19 protein-coding genes, 1 tRNA gene and 3 riboswitches are annotated in these 17,064 nt (G+C 46.1%); of the genes, 19 read left to right on the top strand and 1 reads right to left on the bottom strand.

Annotated features, from left to right (window positions below; genetic code table 11):
* Nucleotides 1-40: 40 nt before the first annotated feature.
* The 17 genes from WBM30_RS09525 (at nucleotide 41) to dhaM (ending at nucleotide 13,149) form a co-directional block, all read left to right on the top strand.
* Nucleotides 41-124 (top strand) — tRNA-Leu (locus WBM30_RS09525).
* Between the two features lie 161 nt (nucleotides 125-285).
* A complete protein-coding gene (locus tag WBM30_RS09530; protein ID WP_424900493.1) occupies nucleotides 286-624 on the top strand; it encodes a winged helix-turn-helix transcriptional regulator in 339 nt (112 codons plus the stop codon).
* Between the two features lie 398 nt (nucleotides 625-1,022).
* Complete coding sequence (locus WBM30_RS09535; protein ID WP_424900494.1) at nucleotides 1,023-1,313, top strand: hypothetical protein; 291 nt, start codon at nucleotides 1,023-1,025, stop codon at nucleotides 1,311-1,313.
* A 13-nt stretch (nucleotides 1,314-1,326) separates the two neighbouring features.
* On the top strand, nucleotides 1,327-1,956 hold the full coding sequence (locus tag WBM30_RS09540) for an ABC transporter permease (protein WP_424900495.1): 630 nt from the start codon (nucleotides 1,327-1,329) through the stop codon (nucleotides 1,954-1,956).
* The gene (locus WBM30_RS09545; RefSeq protein WP_424900496.1) at nucleotides 1,957-2,856 is read left to right on the top strand and encodes a glycine betaine ABC transporter substrate-binding protein; all 900 of its coding nucleotides are present in this window, start codon (nucleotides 1,957-1,959) and stop codon (nucleotides 2,854-2,856) included.
* Between the two features lie 17 nt (nucleotides 2,857-2,873).
* Entirely contained in the window at nucleotides 2,874-3,647 is a 774-nt protein-coding gene (locus tag WBM30_RS09550) for an ABC transporter ATP-binding protein (protein ID WP_424900497.1), read from the top strand.
* A complete protein-coding gene (locus tag WBM30_RS09555; protein WP_424900498.1) occupies nucleotides 3,644-4,267 on the top strand; it encodes an ABC transporter permease in 624 nt (207 codons plus the stop codon). Before WBM30_RS09550 ends, WBM30_RS09555 begins: the two co-directional genes overlap by 4 nt.
* A gap of 21 nt (nucleotides 4,268-4,288) precedes the next feature.
* Nucleotides 4,289-5,164: a DUF5131 family protein gene (locus tag WBM30_RS09560; protein ID WP_424900499.1), complete on the top strand. Its 876-nt coding sequence runs from the start codon at nucleotides 4,289-4,291 to the stop codon at nucleotides 5,162-5,164.
* A 23-nt stretch (nucleotides 5,165-5,187) separates the two neighbouring features.
* Nucleotides 5,188-6,171, top strand: coding sequence for a zinc-binding dehydrogenase (locus WBM30_RS09565; protein ID WP_424900500.1), 984 nt, complete (start codon nucleotides 5,188-5,190; stop codon nucleotides 6,169-6,171).
* A gap of 36 nt (nucleotides 6,172-6,207) precedes the next feature.
* A riboswitch (TPP riboswitch) is annotated at nucleotides 6,208-6,310 on the top strand.
* 63 nt (nucleotides 6,311-6,373) lie between these two features.
* Nucleotides 6,374-6,475: riboswitch (TPP riboswitch) on the top strand.
* A gap of 128 nt (nucleotides 6,476-6,603) precedes the next feature.
* Nucleotides 6,604-7,095, top strand: a complete 492-nt coding sequence (gene thiW / locus WBM30_RS09570; protein ID WP_424900501.1) for an energy coupling factor transporter S component ThiW — start codon at nucleotides 6,604-6,606, stop codon at nucleotides 7,093-7,095.
* Nucleotides 7,096-7,449: 354 nt separating this feature from the next.
* Nucleotides 7,450-8,262, top strand: coding sequence for a MurR/RpiR family transcriptional regulator (locus WBM30_RS09575; RefSeq protein WP_424900502.1), 813 nt, complete (start codon nucleotides 7,450-7,452; stop codon nucleotides 8,260-8,262).
* 74 nt (nucleotides 8,263-8,336) lie between these two features.
* Nucleotides 8,337-9,482 (top strand): N-acetylglucosamine-6-phosphate deacetylase, encoded by a 1,146-nt coding sequence (gene nagA / locus WBM30_RS09580; protein WP_424900503.1) that lies wholly within the window; start codon nucleotides 8,337-8,339, stop codon nucleotides 9,480-9,482.
* A gap of 10 nt (nucleotides 9,483-9,492) precedes the next feature.
* The gene (gene nagB, locus WBM30_RS09585) at nucleotides 9,493-10,200 is read left to right on the top strand and encodes a glucosamine-6-phosphate deaminase (RefSeq protein ID WP_424900504.1); all 708 of its coding nucleotides are present in this window, start codon (nucleotides 9,493-9,495) and stop codon (nucleotides 10,198-10,200) included.
* Between the two features lie 107 nt (nucleotides 10,201-10,307).
* Nucleotides 10,308-10,468, top strand: a riboswitch (M-box (ykoK) riboswitch).
* Nucleotides 10,469-10,773: 305 nt separating this feature from the next.
* Complete coding sequence (locus WBM30_RS09590) at nucleotides 10,774-10,941, top strand: hypothetical protein (protein ID WP_424900505.1); 168 nt, start codon at nucleotides 10,774-10,776, stop codon at nucleotides 10,939-10,941.
* A gap of 57 nt (nucleotides 10,942-10,998) precedes the next feature.
* On the top strand, nucleotides 10,999-11,946 hold the full coding sequence (gene corA, locus WBM30_RS09595) for a magnesium/cobalt transporter CorA (protein ID WP_424900506.1): 948 nt from the start codon (nucleotides 10,999-11,001) through the stop codon (nucleotides 11,944-11,946).
* A 248-nt stretch (nucleotides 11,947-12,194) separates the two neighbouring features.
* Nucleotides 12,195-12,782 (top strand): dihydroxyacetone kinase subunit DhaL, encoded by a 588-nt coding sequence (gene dhaL / locus WBM30_RS09600; protein ID WP_424900507.1) that lies wholly within the window; start codon nucleotides 12,195-12,197, stop codon nucleotides 12,780-12,782.
* Nucleotides 12,772-13,149, top strand: coding sequence for a dihydroxyacetone kinase phosphoryl donor subunit DhaM (gene dhaM, locus WBM30_RS09605; protein WP_424900508.1), 378 nt, complete (start codon nucleotides 12,772-12,774; stop codon nucleotides 13,147-13,149). Before dhaL ends, dhaM begins: the two co-directional genes overlap by 11 nt.
* A gap of 249 nt (nucleotides 13,150-13,398) precedes the next feature.
* Here dhaM and WBM30_RS09610 read toward each other — a convergent pair whose 3' ends face one another.
* A complete protein-coding gene (locus WBM30_RS09610; RefSeq protein ID WP_424900509.1) occupies nucleotides 13,399-14,175 on the bottom strand; it encodes an IclR family transcriptional regulator in 777 nt (258 codons plus the stop codon).
* Between the two features lie 192 nt (nucleotides 14,176-14,367).
* On the opposite strand from WBM30_RS09610, the gene WBM30_RS09615 reads away from it, so the two are divergent.
* Together WBM30_RS09615 and WBM30_RS09620 are read left to right on the top strand one after the other, a co-directional pair.
* Nucleotides 14,368-16,035 (top strand): thiamine pyrophosphate-dependent enzyme, encoded by a 1,668-nt coding sequence (locus WBM30_RS09615; RefSeq protein WP_424900510.1) that lies wholly within the window; start codon nucleotides 14,368-14,370, stop codon nucleotides 16,033-16,035.
* 112 nt (nucleotides 16,036-16,147) lie between these two features.
* Nucleotides 16,148-17,059, top strand: coding sequence for a sugar phosphate isomerase/epimerase family protein (locus tag WBM30_RS09620; protein ID WP_424900511.1), 912 nt, complete (start codon nucleotides 16,148-16,150; stop codon nucleotides 17,057-17,059).
* Nucleotides 17,060-17,064: the final 5 nt, after the last annotated feature.

The raw sequence follows: 17,064 nt of genomic DNA on the forward strand, positions 1-17,064 counted from the left end.
TAAGTACAAGTAAGATGGAAAATTGCATTCTTCATATCATGCCGGCGTGGCGGAATTGGCAGACGCGCTGGACTCAAAATCCAGTGCCCGCAAGGGCGTGCCGGTTCGACCCCGGCCGCCGGTATCACATAAAATAGGCTCCTGACGATGACACCATCGTTGGGAGCCTGTTTTTTTTACATAGTTATTGACGAACCCGAAAGAAATATTTGAAATCAGCGCTTTTTAAGTATATAATTCGTGGTAACTTACAAAAAGAAACTTACTATCTATGAGGTGAAAAAGTTGCTGACCAAAGAAGAATTGCCATTTTGTCCGGTTGCGACAACCGTGGATCTGATCGGAAATAAATGGAAACTGCTGATAATGCGCGAACTGTTGACAGGAACCAAACGTTTTAACGAGATGCACCGATTGGTTGAGGGCATCAGCCAAAAAGTATTGACTGAAAATCTTCGGAAGATGGAGACTGATGGGATTGTGAAACGGGAAGTATTTCCTGAAGTGCCACCCAGAGTGGAATATTCATTAACCGATCTTGGCGATTCCCTAAGGCCGATCATCAACAGCATGAGTGATTGGGGAACGGATTATATCAAAAATAATCTCTTGGAACAAAAATAAACCTGGATAGGAAGTAGGAAGACGGATTACGAATCCGCTCTTTTCTGTGATCCGATACGGCTGCTAAAAGTTGTATCATTTTCATCCTCCCTTTTGAAGCGTTATAATGCTTCAAAAGGGAGTTTTTTTTGCGTCCCCTTGTTTAAGTATCCTTATAGCTGTAGCTTACAAAAAAGTAAGTACCTGATAAAAAAGTGCGTACTATTGTAAGACAAACTTTAAAGATATAGTAAGAGTATGGAGATCTATCCATAAGTATGGAAAGGGAGAAATATCAGTGACGTGTTAAGCAAATTAGTCTAGCACGAATGCCATTCATGACTATGTTGCTTGTGCGAAGAAGCTGTATCGGCGGTAATTTTCGGTGCGCATGTGTTGAAGGAGGTGGAACGCGGGTAATGATAGATCCTTTATTGGTATTTGCAACAATCTTTGATACGGACATTAAAATTACCATTATGTACCTGTTCCTTTACTATCCGACAATGAGCTGCAATGATATCGTCCGATTGACTGGCGAGAAAAAAGAAAATGTGGTCCGCAGTCTGTGGCGGCTGCAGGTAGACACAATCGTTGTCAATCAGATGGAGGGGGACAGACAGTGCTATTATTCCTTGACGAGTAGCGGCACCAACAGTTTGAAGATATTTAGCGAGGCGGCAAACGTTTCGTATCAATGTTTGAAGTGAAAGGAGGGCCAACATGCTAATTGATGACATACTGCAATACTTTCAAGAGAATTTTGGTCAATATTTGATTTACGTTTATCAGCACCTTGGATTGAGTATCCAAGCGATCGGCATTTCTTGTATGATTGGCATTCCGCTTGGATACATCAGCCACAAGCACCGGAAACTCAGCCAGATGATTACACTCAGTTCCCAAGCCTTGCGGATTATCCCCAGCTTGGCAGTCCTCTTTTTGTTGATCTCCTTCATAGGCGTCGGTAGGGCTCCAGCGTTGATTGCATTGGTGTTGTTGGGTATTCCACCGATATTGGTCAATACAACGGTCGGATTCCTGGAGGTTCCCGCTGTGATGATCGAAACGGGTAAGGGTTTGGGTATGACTGATCGAGAGCTTCTGAAAAGGGTGAAGATTCCACTGGCCTTTCCTTTTGTGATGACCGGTGTGAAGCTCGCGTTGGTGGAAATCATTTCGAGTGCGACGTTGGCTACATACATTGGTGCTGGTGGTTTGGGAACATTGATTTTTACGGGATTGGGTTTGAATAGGATGGATCTGCTTCTCATTGGAGGGGGATCGGTAGCGATGATTGCTTTCACGACAAGCGTCTTTCTTGATTACATAATTAAAAGGAGCTTAAATTAAATGAAAAAAAAGAATATTATCAGTACGATTGCGATGTTGGCTGTAACACTTATCGTCTCGGGTTGTTCAAGTTTGGGTGGCGGAAGCACGGAAGATACAGTCATCCGAGTGGGTTCTAAGGATTTTACCGAAAATTTGGTGGTTTCGGAAATTTATGCGTTGGCTTTGGAAGATGCCGGTTATGAAGTTGAAAGAATCCCGAATATCGCCAGCTCGGTCGTTCACACATCGATCACCAATGATGAAATCGATCTTTATCCGGAGTATACAGGTACAGGTCTGTTGGTAATATTGGAAATGAAGATGGAAACCGACCCACAGAAAGTTTATGACACAATCAAAGCAGAATACGATAAGCAGTTTGATTTGACTTGGTTGGATTATGCGGAAGCCAATGATAGCGCCGGGCTGGTCATCAAAACGAGCGTAGCCGACAAATACGGTATTGAGACCATTTCTGATCTGCAGGAACATGCTACAGAGTTGCGCTTTGCTTCTCAAGGTGAATTCGATCAGCGGGAAGATGGCCTTCCTGGTTTGACGAAAGCATACGGCGAATTCAACTGGAAGAGCTCGACAGTCTACGACAACAGTTTGAAATACGAAGTTTTGAAAAATGATGAAGCGGATGTTGCACCGGCGTATACGACTGAAGGACAACTGACCAATAAAGAAGAATTCACGGTTTTGGTGGATGACAAGAAATTCTGGCCTCCTTACAATTTGGCTCCAGTAATCCGGAATGAAGTACTGGAAGAAAATCCTGAGATTGCAGAAATTTTGAATAATATCAGCAGCACGCTGGATACAGAAACAGTGACCGGATTGAATGCCAAAGTGGATGTCGATGGAGAAGAATATGAAGCGGTAGCGAAAGAGTACTTTGATTCGATAAAATAAGGAGGCGTGGAGGCTGCATGCTGCAAACCGCGATAGAATTCAAAAATGTGACGAAGCTCTACGGAGAAGGGGCCACGAAGGCAGTCGATGATATCTCTTTCGAAATTAAGGAGGGCGAGTTTATCACTGTCCTGGGCTCTTCCGGCTCCGGAAAAACGACCACTTTAAAAATGATCAACCGCTTGATCCGTGAAGATGAAGGACATATCACCTTCTTTGGAGAAGACATCAGTGAAATGAATGAAGTGGATCTTAGGCGGAAAATCGGCTATGTCGTCCAACAGATTGGCCTTTTTCCGCATATGACAGTTGCCCAAAACATTGCGACAGTTCCGGAACTGCTGAAGTGGGATAAGAAGGATATCCAATCCCGCATCAAAGAATTACTGGAACTTGTCCAACTGGATCCGGAAGTGTTTGCCGACAGAAAGCCGAAACAATTATCCGGCGGGCAGCAACAGCGGGTTGGCGTTGCGAGGGCGCTTGCCGCCAATCCGAAAGTGATGCTGTTGGATGAACCGTTTGGAGCGGTTGATGCGATTACGCGTCTGCAGCTGCAAAATGAACTGCAAAAGATCCACAAAGAATTAGGCGACAAAACTTTTGTGCTGGTTACACACGACATCAATGAGGCATTTAAGCTGGGGACGAGAGTGCTGATAATGGACAAAGGCAAGATTTGTCAATTTGATACGTCGCGGGAAATCATGCGCAATCCGAAAACAGAGTTTGTTGCGGATTTGATTGCCACCGTAAAGGAACAAGAGGCATTTTGGAGTGAGCTGAAATGATTGCATACTGGAATACTTACCATGAAAAATTGCTTACCGCCACGATGCAGCATATCGAATTAGTGGGGACGACGCTGATGATCGCCATCCTCATCGCCAGTGGCATCATCCTGGCCTGCATGCATCAGGAACGCGTGATGAACGGCTTGATCTACCTGACTTCCTTGCTTTATTCGATCCCAAGCCTAGCTCTGTTTGCTATCTTGATTCCGTTGACGGGACTGGGAAGGAACACGGCCATCATCGTTTTGGTGATTTATTGCCAATATGTCCTGTTGCGCAGTTTTTCTGCAGGAATCAAGGAAATCGATCCGACAATCATCGAAGCCGCTGTCGGGATGGGCATGACGAGGAATCAAATGTTCAGGAAAGTCCAGCTTCCGTTGGCAATGTCATCCATCATCGCAGGGATACGAATCGCCGCGACCTCCACAATCGGCATCGCAACCATCGCCGCAACGATCAATGCCGGCGGGTTGGGAACCGTCCTTTTCGATGGCTTGCGGACATTCAGCGTCGTAAAACTTTTGTGGGGCACTGTGCTGTCGATGTTGTTGTGTCTGCTTGTTAATGTCGTCTTGTACTTTCTTGAGAATGCATTGCGGCGGAGATACGCTTGATTTTTTCAAAGGAGTGATCGCTTGAGTGATATCTGGAACCCGTGGCATGGCTGCAAAAAGGTCAGCCCGGGATGCCAAAATTGTTATATGTTTCATTTGGACAGTCAACGAGGAAAAGATGGCGCGCTGATTTATAAAGTCCAAAGCAGCTTCGATCGCCCTCTGAAAAGGAACCGGCGCGGCGACTACGTCATACCGCCCGGTTCCACGATACGCGTCTGCATGACTTCGGACTTCTTTTTGGAGGAAGCGGACGAGTGGCGAGGCGAAGTCTGGAAGATGATCGAGAAGCGGTCGGATGTGCTGTTCTACTTGTTGACGAAAAGAATCGAACGCGTGAAAGATTGCCTACCTGAAAATTGGGGAGACGGTTGGGAAAACGTGTGGATGAATGTCTCTGCCGAAAACCAGAAGATGGCCGACAGGCGGATCCCGGTACTCCTGGATCTGCCTTTCAAACACCGAGGCATCATGGCCGCACCGCTGATCGGCGAAATCGACTTGACGCAGCATTTGTCTTCCGGAAAAATCGAACGCGTCATCGTCGGCGGGGAAAACTATGATGGGGCAAGGGAATGCCATTATGAATGGGTGCAGAGGATGCACCAAGATTGCGTGGACCATGGTGTGAACTTCGAATTCATCGAAACCGGGAATCATTTTGTGAAGAACGGACGGAAGTATGAAATTTTGGACAAAAGAAAGCAGCAGGAGCAGGCAAAGAAATCCGGCCTGTTTTATGAAGGGCGTGCGGTTTCGGTACACCTGACGGAAGTTGCTCAGGGCGAATCGGTGCCGCTTTTTCAAACCGATGCCGTCATTTTGTGCGAGTCCTGTGCCTACAAGAAATTTTGCGGTACGCAATCGGGAAGACCCAGCTGCATGCTGACGCTATGAAAACTAGAAAGGATGTCGGAGAAATGAAGGCAGTCGTAGTGCACGAAGCGGGTGGACCGGAAAAACTGGTGCATCAGGAAGTTCCTCTTCCGGAAATGCGGGAAGGATGGTCGCTCGTGAAGGTCATGGGCTTCGGCATCAACCATTCGGAAATCTTTACGCGTGAGGGGAAATCTCCCTCGGTCACGTTTCCCCGTATTTTAGGGATTGAATGTGTAGGGATAGTGGGGCGGACGAGCGATGAGGAGAAATTGCCGCTTGGCCAAAAAGTTGTGTCGATCATGGGCGAGATGGGGAGAGCATTCGACGGGAGTTATGCGGAATATGTTCTGTTGCCGAATGACCAAATCTACCCCATCCACACCGATTTGCCTTGGTCCCAACTGGCGGCCATTCCGGAAACCTACTATACGGCTTTCGGTTCCATGAAGAATCTGCGGATCCAAGCATCCGATCAAATTTTGGTTCGGGGGGCAACGAGCGGTGTGGGGGTTGCCTTTGCCAAGTTGGTCAGGGCCCAATTCCCGGATATTCGAATTTACGGGAGCACGCGGAAAGTCGAAAAGGGCGAGAGATTGAAGAAAGCCGGCTTCACCGACTACGTTGAAGACCGCAACGGCGTGTTGGAGACGGAAGAGACTTTCGACAAGATTCTGGAATTGATCGGTCCTGCGACGATCAAGGACAGCCTTTCCCATATCAACGAGGGCAGCATCGTTTGCAGCACCGGCCAACTGGGCGGGAAATGGTTCCTGGAGGATTTCGATCCCATCATGGAATTGAAGCACAACAGCTACTTGACTACTTTCCATTCGAGTGAAGTATCCGGCGAAAAGTTGAATGAACTGCTGGCTTACATTGAAGGGAAAGGCGTTGCTGTGGAGCCCGAGAAAGTCTTCACGCTCGAAGAGGTTGCGCATGCCCATGCCTTTTTGCAGAGCCAGGACAGTTTCGGAAAAGTCATCGTGCTGGATTCGAGCGTTGTGGGACAGCAAACTTCAGAATAGGGTTGCGTTTCTGCGAATTATTGGTTAGAATCAAATGAGAAACACTGGGGGTGCGCAACTGCGCTGAGACCGACACTGTCGGAACTCTTTGTACCTGATCTAGTTCATGCTAGCGTAGGGAATGTGGCGTTTGACTATTCGCATAAATAGACATCTAAACGTTATATTTTCTGATTTTCGCATCAGATCATATAGCGTTTTTTATTTTCAGTAGGGGTGCGCAACTGCGCTGAGACCGACCGTATCGGAACCCTTCAAACCTGATCCAGTTCGTACTGGCGGAGGGAACTGAGCTTGGTCTGGAGTCCGTACGTATATCCAAGACATCTCAGGGGAGGTGTCTTTTTATTTTCGATCAATTCTGGGAGGGGGAACGGTTCGGAACGATCAGGCTTCAAAAGGAATCAATCAAACTGAAAAGGGGAAAACATTATGAACACAAAAAAATTAGTCACCACTGCCTTGATCATCGCCATGGGGGTGGTCAGCAATAGCATCTTCGTCATTCCAATCGGCATTGCAAAAGTAGCGCCGGTACAGCATCTTTTGAACGTATTGACCGCTGTCTGGTTAGGACCGGGGTATGCCGTACTGCAGGCTTTCAGCGTTTCCTTGCTGCGTAATCTTTTGGGTACAGGAACCGTCTTTGCCTTTCCTGGCAGCATGATCGGGGCTATTTGCGCAGGCCTATTCTATGCCAGAACGCAAAAAATCGGTTACGCGGCACTGGGTGAATGGATAGGCACGGGAATATTTGGCTCATTGGTGAGCACTCTGGTGGCGCAGTTCTTTATGGGCATGAAAGCGGCACTTATGCTCTTCCTGCCGAGTTTTGCAATCAGTTCCGCCATAGGAGCGGGAATGGCATATTTCATCATCCTAGAAATGGAAAAAAGAAGCGTATTGGACCGGAACATAACGTAAGAAAAGGCTGTTATATTAATTAACGAAGAAACAACCGGAAAGCGACCCGGTTGTTTTTTTGCCGTTCTCCAGCGAACGGAGGCTTCGCCGGAGTTAAGCCTGATTGTTACCTGTGTTCTCCGAGCTATAGACGCTTACCGGAGCGGACCACCATTTCCGCTGATCTCCTCCGGTAAGCGGGTGCACACAAAAGCAGGATATCTGAAAAAAATGGTAGAGAAAATAATTTTCATGAAATATTAATTGAAAAAACTATTTTCATGTGTTATTCTATCAGCATAGAGGAAAAGGCGAAGGCAAAAAATGTGGAGCGCGCTTTTGGCGGTTGCGCAAAACAGGAGGAGGTAACGAAAAATGACAATCATCGAAGAAATCCAAAATCAGTATTCCGCTTTTTCCGGGAACGAGAAAAAAATCGCGGATTACATACTGCGGAACAAAGCATCCATCAAAAATATGAACATCAAGGATTTGGCAGCGAATGTGGATACCTCGACGTCCAGCATCACCCGTTTCTGTAAACGCATCAACATCGATGGGTTTGTGGATATGAAGATTGCGTTGCGTTCAGTGACGAACGATCATACGTTAAAAAAAATGCCGACCGTCTATGACGATATTTACGGCTATTATACGCAAGTCATCGATGAAACCAATCAGATGATCGAGGATCAGGCAATCGAAACGGTTGTCGATTGGATCAAAAATGCAAACAAAATAGTCATCTACGGCATTGGCAGTTCCGGATTCACGGCTGCCGAATTGGCGCAACGCCTGATCCGGATGGGGCTGAATGTCACGGGGGTCACGGATTCCCATTTGATGATCATCACCAGCTCGATCATCAAGGAGGACGAGTTGGTGATCGCCATTTCAAATTCGGGCGAAACGCCGGAATTGATTGCATCCTTGGAAATCGCGAAAAAGAAAAAAGCGAAGATCATCGCCCTGACGAGCTTCAAAAACAGTTCGTTGACGAAACTGGCGGACGTCACTTGCTTCGGTTATCACTCGCGTTTCGTCAACAACACGGTGTTCGTCAACACGCAGTTCGGGATGATGTACCTGATCGATGTGATTTCGACTTTCCTGTTGCAGGACGAGGATTTCCAATACAACATGGATCTGACGAGAGCAAATGTGCAGGGTTATTCAAAAAAATCGTAATAACGGGATGTGCCGACTGAATCATGTAAGTGCACAATGAAAATAAAGGTCAGTAATAAAGAGGGGAAACGCAAATGAAAAAAGTGATTATCCATGCGGAAGTGTATACGGGAGAAAACGTCATCGCCGACGGGTATGTCCGGTTCGGAAAAGAAATCAACGCGGTCGGGAACATGTCGGAGTACATTGCCGAACCGGACGAGGAAGTGATCGATGCGGCCGGAAGCAGACTGGTGCCTGGTTTCATTGATGTCCACAGCCATGGCGGCTACGGAATGGACAATATGGACGGCGACGCAGATGGCATCAACAGGATGATTGCGGCGATGCACCGAGAAGGGATCACCAGCTATTTTCCGACGACGATGACGCAATCGACAGAGAGTATCGAAAAGGCGTTGACCGGCATCCGCAAGGCTGCGGAAAATAATCCAGTCATCCAAGGTATCCACCTCGAAGGGCCATTCATTTCCGCAGTATTTAAGGGAGCGCAACCGGAAGAGCACATCAAACTGCCGGATGCATCATTGATGCGCAGGTGGCAGGAGCTGAGCGGCGGGTTGATCCGCTTGGTCACTTATGCGCCTGAGACGAGTGATGCGACTGCTTTCGAAAAGTATTGCCTAGATAGCCGCATCGTGCTTTCGGTAGGGCATTCAAATGCGGTTCGAAGCCAATTGCAACAATCCAAAGCAACGCACATAACTCATCTCTTCAATGCGCAAAGGGGACTTCATCACCGTGAGCCGGGTGTAACCGGACATGCGTTCCTGGAGGAGAATATCTACGTGGAAATGATTGTCGATGGCCTGCATATCAATCCGGAAATGGTGAAGATCGCATTCAAACAAAAAGGCGCAGACCGCATCGAATTGATTACCGATGCTATGCGTGCCAAAGGGATGGGCGATGGCATCAGTGAATTGGGCGGACAGAAAGTCATCGTCAAAGATGGACAAGCCCGTCTGGAAAGCGGAAATCTGGCAGGAAGCGTGCTGGGATTCCAGGAAGCCTTCAGGAACATCATCGTCTTTACCGGCTGCAGCATCTTGGATGCGGTAAAGATGAGCTCGGTCAATCAGGCCCGTGAATTCGATCTGGTACGAAAAGGGGGCATCGCTCCTGGAAAAGATGCCGATATGGTCCTGCTTTCGGAGTCATTTGCGGTCGAGCGGACAATCAGTTATGGACAGACAGTATACAAAAATAACAGAAAGTAGGTTACAGATCATGGAAATAATCATTAAAGCGACTCCTGAAGAGGCAAGCCGTTGCGCATTCGAAAAAATCAGGGAGCAAATGGAAAGCGGGGCGAAAGTGCTGGGGTTGGCAACCGGCAGCACGCCGGTCAGACTGTACCGGATCATGCGGGAAAGTGAGCTTGATTTCTCGGGAATGACATCGATCAACCTGGATGAATACATGGGATTGTCCGAGGACAGTCCGCACAGCTACCATCATTTTATGCATGAACAATTATTCGATGCAAAACCATTCAAGAAAAACTATCTGCTGGATGGAATGGCGGATGAAGTGGAAGAGTGCGCGCAATTCGAAGCCATCATCGCAGCGAATCCAATCGATGTACAGATCCTCGGCATCGGCACGAACGGGCACATCGGTTTCAACGAGCCCGGCACATCCTTTGATTCACGGACCCAGAAAGTGGCGCTATGGCAGTCCACCATCGATTCCAACAAACGTTACTTTGCTGATGAAAAAGATGTCCCACGTTTCGCCTATTCGATGGGGATCCAATCAATCCTCTCGTCAAAACAGATCATCCTGATGGCTTTCGGAAAAGAAAAAGCCGCTGCCGTCAAAGCCGCGCTGGAAGGTCCAATTACGGAAGATATGCCGGCGAGTGTTCTGCAGACCCATAAGCATGTGACTGTGATACTCGATGAAGAAGCGGCACAAATGCTCAGCAAAAAATAGTGAGCCCAACAATCCGGATTATTTTCGCTTTTCTAATCACCAGCAGTCCCTGCCAGATAAAAAAACGATTGACAGTTTAGTATATTAGGAGTACCTTAATGGTAACTGAATATTTCCGGTAGGTAAGGCTACTACAGGGATACGGATTGCTGCCGCGAAATGGTGGAGACACCATGAGAAGGTTTGAACAGGCGATATCGAAACCAAGGTATCATCTAATGCAATTTCATCGCCCTGCAGAGTTAAAGCTCAAACGGTGGCGTCAGTGCAATGAAAAATTTGTGCTGTGTATTTTTATGGATATATCATCCCATACCACTGTTTGCACTTTGGTATGGGATTTTTTATTGTGGAAATATTAAGTGTAATCGAAATAGCGAGGTGAGAAGAATGGATGCGGGAAGTAGTACGGACATAGGGCCGAAAGGGCGAAGTAGAAACAGAAGACACTCGCAGGCAAACTGCATCTGTTCTTCTGACTAAAAACTGAATAGTTAACTGGCTTTGCTCTTTCAACCATGTCTTATCATCCCTAATTGTCTAATCGACAAACAAATATAGGAGGTAAAGACCGTGTTGAAAATGAGAAAACGTGTTCCAAACAAAATGTCTGCCAACAAAACGGCAGAAGCAGATAAAGGGAATAAAGCGATTTACAGAGAAAATAGCGTTATAAAAGTAGATAAGAAGTACCTTTTCAAAAGAATTACAGAACCATCCTATTCTTTTGTGCAGACATAAATCAATAATAAGCTAGATCTTATGTTATTGAAAATACTGCTAAGAAGGTGCTACACTATGATAAAAATTATTGGAATTACGGATGAAAATAAAGTAGATACAGATATTGCTATAAATAATGCGAATTTTGCACAATACAAATGGTTTTGGGTTGACTTTAATGAACCAACGGCTGAAGAAGTGAAACATTTGACCGATACTTTTCACTTTCATCCTCTGGCTGTTGAAGACTGTGTTCAGACACTTCAGCGGCCGAAACTTGATTATTACGATGATTATACATTTTATGTTACTCACAAAATAAGTGAAACAGCAGATGAGGTCATTAAAGAAGAATTGGATTCTTTTGTTGGGGATAATTTTATCGTAACTTTCCATCTTTCCGCCTCAAAGGAAGTGGATCAAATCCGGAATAGGTTATTGTACTGTAAGAACATTGAAGAATGGGACAGCTATTATATACTCTATGAAATTTTAGACAAAATCGTAGATAATTACTTCCCGCTCATCAATAAAATTGAGGATGAGTTATTGGAAATTGAAGATGTTATACAGAACGATTCGACGGATGATGTCATCGACCATTTATTTGATATAAGACATCGGTTGTTGCTCTTCAGGCAAACGGTTAATCCGATGCGGGATTTGCTTTATCGGATGTTGAATTCCCGACATTTGGGTGGCATAAAAAGCAGGAGAGAATATTTTTCCGATATTCATGACAATTTACTGAAGGTAACGGAGTTGATCACATCTAATCGAGAAGTCACCACCGATATGAGGGACAGTTACCTTTCGATGGTGTCGCATCAATCAAACAATTTGATGAAAACTCTCACGATCATGACTTCTATTTTTTCTCCATTAACATTGATTTCCGGGATATACGGAATGAATTTTAAGCATATGGCGATATTGCAATGGGAATATGGTTATTATGCTGTGATGGGATTGATGCTGATTATTGGGGTATTGATGTATCTTTGGATAAAGAGAAAAGATTAAGGTAATAATCAATACCTGTATGAAAGATACGTAACCTATTTGCAGTACAAAATACAAAACTTTTAAACTGGTGCAATAAGATAGATCAGTTTAAAAGTTTTTTTCCGATTTTTCCGAATTGGCGGGTGCAACATGTTTTGTTGACACTTCGAAAGTCTCCGGATTGTCGTTTTTTGTTAAAACGTTTACAATGGAGGCAGAGGAAGCATGGAAAGCATGTGATCCAGGAATCCAAGGCGGTGATGGAAATGTTGACTGTCGAGACGGCCAGAACATGGTTGAGTCTGTTTATCGAAAAGTTGGAAACAAACGAAAACTATCTGAATATGCTGGATGAATCGATTGGTGACGGTGACCACGGGGCCAATATGCTTCGGGGAGCCAAAGACCTGAAGGCAAAATTAGCGGAAGGGTTTCAGACAGGGGCGTCAGATCTTTTCAAAATGGCGGGGATGTCTTTCATCCAGAAAACGGGTGGGGCAGCTGGACTCCTTTATGGACAAGTCTTTCTGCATATGTCGGAGGCTTTTAAAGAAGACGCCATTCTGCTGGACAGCCTTGCAAGCGGGCTTGAAGGCATCCAAACTTTCGGCCCTACAGAACTGAAGGAAAAGACCTTAGTGGATGTTTGGATTCCGGTCATGGAAGACATCCGGAATAGGCGCCTAACGTTGGAAAAAATCAATGGTTATGTCATAAGCACGAAGGATTTTCAGGCGAAAAAGGGACGCGCGGCGTATGTGTCGGAACAGCTCAATGGCCATGTCGATCCGGGAGCTGCATCATGCGGTTATTTCTTTGAGGCTATGCTGGAAGCGGGTGTGTATGATGAGTGAACAGTACGGGATCTTATTGGTTTCGCATGTTGCAGAGCTCGCTGAGGGGCTGGCCCGTTTGCTGAAACAGGTAGCGAAGGACGTTACCGTGAAAGCGGTCGGGGGAGCGGAAGACGGTGGCATCGGTACGAGTTTTGATAAAGTCACGGCGGCTCTCAATGAAATGTCAGAGCCTAACATATTGGCCTTTTATGATTTGGGCAGCGCCAAGATGAATCTTGAGTTGGTGAGCGAAATGACCGAAAGAAATCTGCTCATTTGCGATGCGGCATTTGTGGAGGGAGCGTATCTGACAGCGGCCTTACTGCAGGCGGATACACCCTTTGAAAAAATCCGTGAACAGTTGCAGGAGCTGTACGTAAAATAAAATATTGAAACCAAAAGAAACCCATGAGGTTTTCCTTTTCAAAAGGAGAATCTCATGGGTTATTTTTTTGTGAAGAATATCTAGCTTACTAAATGCTCATCCTCTGAACGTGAATCATCACGCTCTCTCTAGACGCGTTCTGAATCCCAGAAATCTGTGCCTAAGCTGACTACCACACACGGACAAAAAGCGTCCGCTTTGTGTTAGTCCTCTTAGTGCTCAATTTCTACCCGGGATTCATCACGCTCTTTATTTTGTATAGGCGAGTTTTTTTGAGATTTCTTTCGACATACGCAGCATGTATTCTTTTATTTTCTCCACTTTTTCATCAGTCATACGGAATACGGGGCCGCTGATGCTGATGGCTGCTACGACTTTTCCGGTGTAATCGATAAGCGGTACTGAAATACATTTGGCTCCAATCTCGCACTCTTCGTTATCCATCGCCACACCTGTTTCTTGGACAGTTTCCAACTCTTTAAAAAGAGCATCAGGTGATGTGAGGGTTTTAGCGGTCAATGCTGGCATTCCTTTTTCTTTCAGGATGTCCTCGATTTCCTTCTCCGTGTAGTTCTGAAGAATATTTTTTCCGACGCTGGTCGCATGTAACGGAGCTCTTTTTCCGATGCGTTGCATCGTCTTCAGCATGTTGTCAGGCCCGTTGATGACATCGATGTAAACCACTTCATGATCTTCTTCAATAGCCAAACATGAGGATTCCTGGAATTCCTTCGATAGCGCGACCAGATCGTCATGGACCAAATCACGGATATCATATTGCCCGCTCACTAGGCTGCCTAGTTGGGCCAATTTCAAGGTAAGTGCATATTTGGATGAGTCGGCGTTTTGGTAAACATATCCGAAGGAACTCAACGTGCTTAAATAACGCAATACAGTGCTGCTGGGTGAATTCACTTGATCAGCGATGTCCTGTAGCCGCATTTCACCACCTTGAGATACCAGTAATTCGATTATTTGCAATACTTTTTCGACCGATTGATTTTTTTTGACTTTTTTTTCAATCACTTTTTTTCCCCCTTCGTAAAAGGTTTTCTCTTGATTGCAGTTTACCATATCCAACATAATTACTCAATTTATATTTCACTAAGAGAAATTATGTTTCAAAAGTTGTTGACAGTGAAAAACGCCTCTGGTAAACTGTGGTTACACAAAAGTAAAAAACGATTTCACAGAGTGAAACAACTTGGAGGGAACGATATGTTAGTAGCAGAAGCGATTGTACAAATTTTGGAAAAAGAAGGAATTGAAGACGTTTTCGGAATCCCAGGCGCAGGCATCAACCCAGTATACAAATATTTGGAGAAATCTGATTCCATCAAACACATGGTCATGAGACACGAAGAAGCTTGCACCCACGCAGCAGATGGCTATTACCGTTCCAGCGGAAAAATGGCAATGGCTACCTGTACAGCCGGTCCTGGCGCGACGAATTTTATAACTGGAATTTATACTGCGAACATCGATTCCATTCCGTTTTTGGCATTGACAGGGCAATCCGCAAGAGCGCAACTGAACAAGGATGCTTTCCAGTCTGTCGATATTGTGTCAATCGCTAAACCGATCGCAAAAGGCGCATGGTGCGTCATGGATCCGAATGACACCGTCGAAATTTTCCGCGAAGGATTCCGGATTGCGCGCGAAGGCAAACCAGGCCCGATCCTAATTGATTTGCCGCTGGATGTGCAGATGGCCGATATTGACTTTGACATCGACAGCTACATTCCTTACGAAATCGAAAGACCTGCTCCAGAAATAGACAAAATCAAAGAAGCTTTACGCCTGATTTCGGAAGCAAAAGCGCCTGTCATGATCATGGGCGGTGGAGTCATCCTTTCCGAAGCAACAAAAGAATGCGTTGAGCTGGCTGAAATGCTGCATCTGCCGGTCATCACTACCTACATGGCTAAAGGCGGAATCCCGGTCAATCATCCATTGAACGCAGGCCATGCCGGTATCCAAGTCGGCGGACCTCTTGGGAACAAAGTTTTGAGCGAAGCGGATGTCGTTTTGGGGATCGGTTGCCGCTTCACGGACCGCCATACTGGAGACATCAACGTTTATTCGGAAGGCCGCAAATTCATCCATATTGATATCGAACCGAGTCAGATCGGTAAAATCATTCCGGCTGAGATCGGTATTGTAGCGGATGCAAAAATGGCGATCGAAGCGATGCTGGCTGAAGCAAAACAAATGGGAACATTCGGAGCGAAAGGGCTTGTGTCGGAATTGCCGCAGTTGAGCATCGACATGAAACGGAAAACCGACTATGACAGCAGACCGATCAAACCGCACCGTGTATTCCAAGAGATGAATGCAGTGTTCGGTGATGAAGTGATGTACACTACCGGTTGCGGATTGACGCAGATCTGGTCAGGACAACTGCAGGACATCAACCGTCCAAGAAAATACTTGCCATCAGGCGGCGCAGGCACATTAGGATTTGATATCCCAGGCGCAATCGGAGCTTCCGTTGGGGCACCGGGAATCAAAACCGTCTCCGTTTTGGGTGACTTTGGGTTCACTTTCATGGTTGAGGAAATCGCTGTTGCTGCAGTCAATGACATTCCATTGGTTGTCGTCATCGTCAACAACGCCTACTTGGGACTGATCCGCCAAAACCAAAATTATGGCTATGGTTTTGATTACGCTGTCCGTATGGCGGAAAACCAAGGCGTGATGGATTACGTTAAGGTCGCGGAAGGATTCGGCTGCGAAGCGGAACGCGTCTTCAATCCAGAGGACATCAAGCCAGCATTGGAACGTGCTTATGCATCGAACAGACCTTACGTCATCGATATCGTATGTGAAGAAGCGACAGACTGCTCAATGGGACCAAGCATCACAGCCGTAAGAGAATTCGTATAGATAGGCCCAAGAAAGGAGGCAGCACTCTTGTTTGCGAAACTCCGCAATCGGAATGCTGCCATCTTTATCGGGAAATCGGGAACTAACCAAAACAGTAAAGGCAGGGAAAACCATGATAGAACCAATGAATAAATATCTGCAGATAGGACTGATTCATTTTATGGCCTATCCGCAGGCGATGAACTGGAAGGATCAAGGGAACATAGTAGAAACTGTGAAAAAAATAGTGGTGGATGACTACTTTGATGCCATCGAGGTTTCACATATCGAGAAGGATGAAGACCGTGCGGCAATTAAAAAAATGCTGGATTCCAGCCACATGAAAGTCTGTTACGGGGCCCAGCCGCGGTTATTGACGGCTGGGTTGAATCCGAATGCCATCGATGAAACGGAAAGACTGAAGGCGGAAGCCATTCTGATCGACTCGATCGATGAAGCAGAATACCTCGGTGCAAAGGGGATCGCGTTCCTTTCCGGTAAATATGAGGAGGCTACGAAGGCAGATGCTTTCCGTCAATTGGTTAAGACGACAAAAGCTATCTGCGAATACGCAGCCAAGAAGGACATGACGATCACTCTGGAAGTCTTTGATTACGATCTCGATAAAAAATCCTTGATCGGTCCAGCACCGTACGCTGCAACCTTTGCCGCTGAGATGCGCAGTCTGGTTGAGAATTTCGGATTGATGATGGACCTGTCCCATATTCCACAAACGCACGAGACCTCAAAATATGCTATCCAGGTCACTAAGCCTTATATCACACATCTGCATATGGGCAATGGCGTCGTGAAAGAAGGCGCGGAAGCTTTCGGAGATACGCATCCACGCTTCGGTTTTCCGAACAGCGCAAATGATGTACCGGAATTGTTGGACTTTTTGAGGGTTCTTCAAACAGAGGGATTCTTTGACAGCGTGAACCCGCCAGTGCTATCCTTCGAAGTGAAGCCGTGGCAAGATGAAGATCCGGACATCGTCATCGCAAACGCCAAAAGGACATTGAATCGTGCGTGGAGCCTGTTATGACACAA

It is taken from the genome of Trichococcus sp., from assembly GCF_049684335.1.
Lineage (GTDB): Bacteria > Bacillota > Bacilli > Lactobacillales > Aerococcaceae > Trichococcus.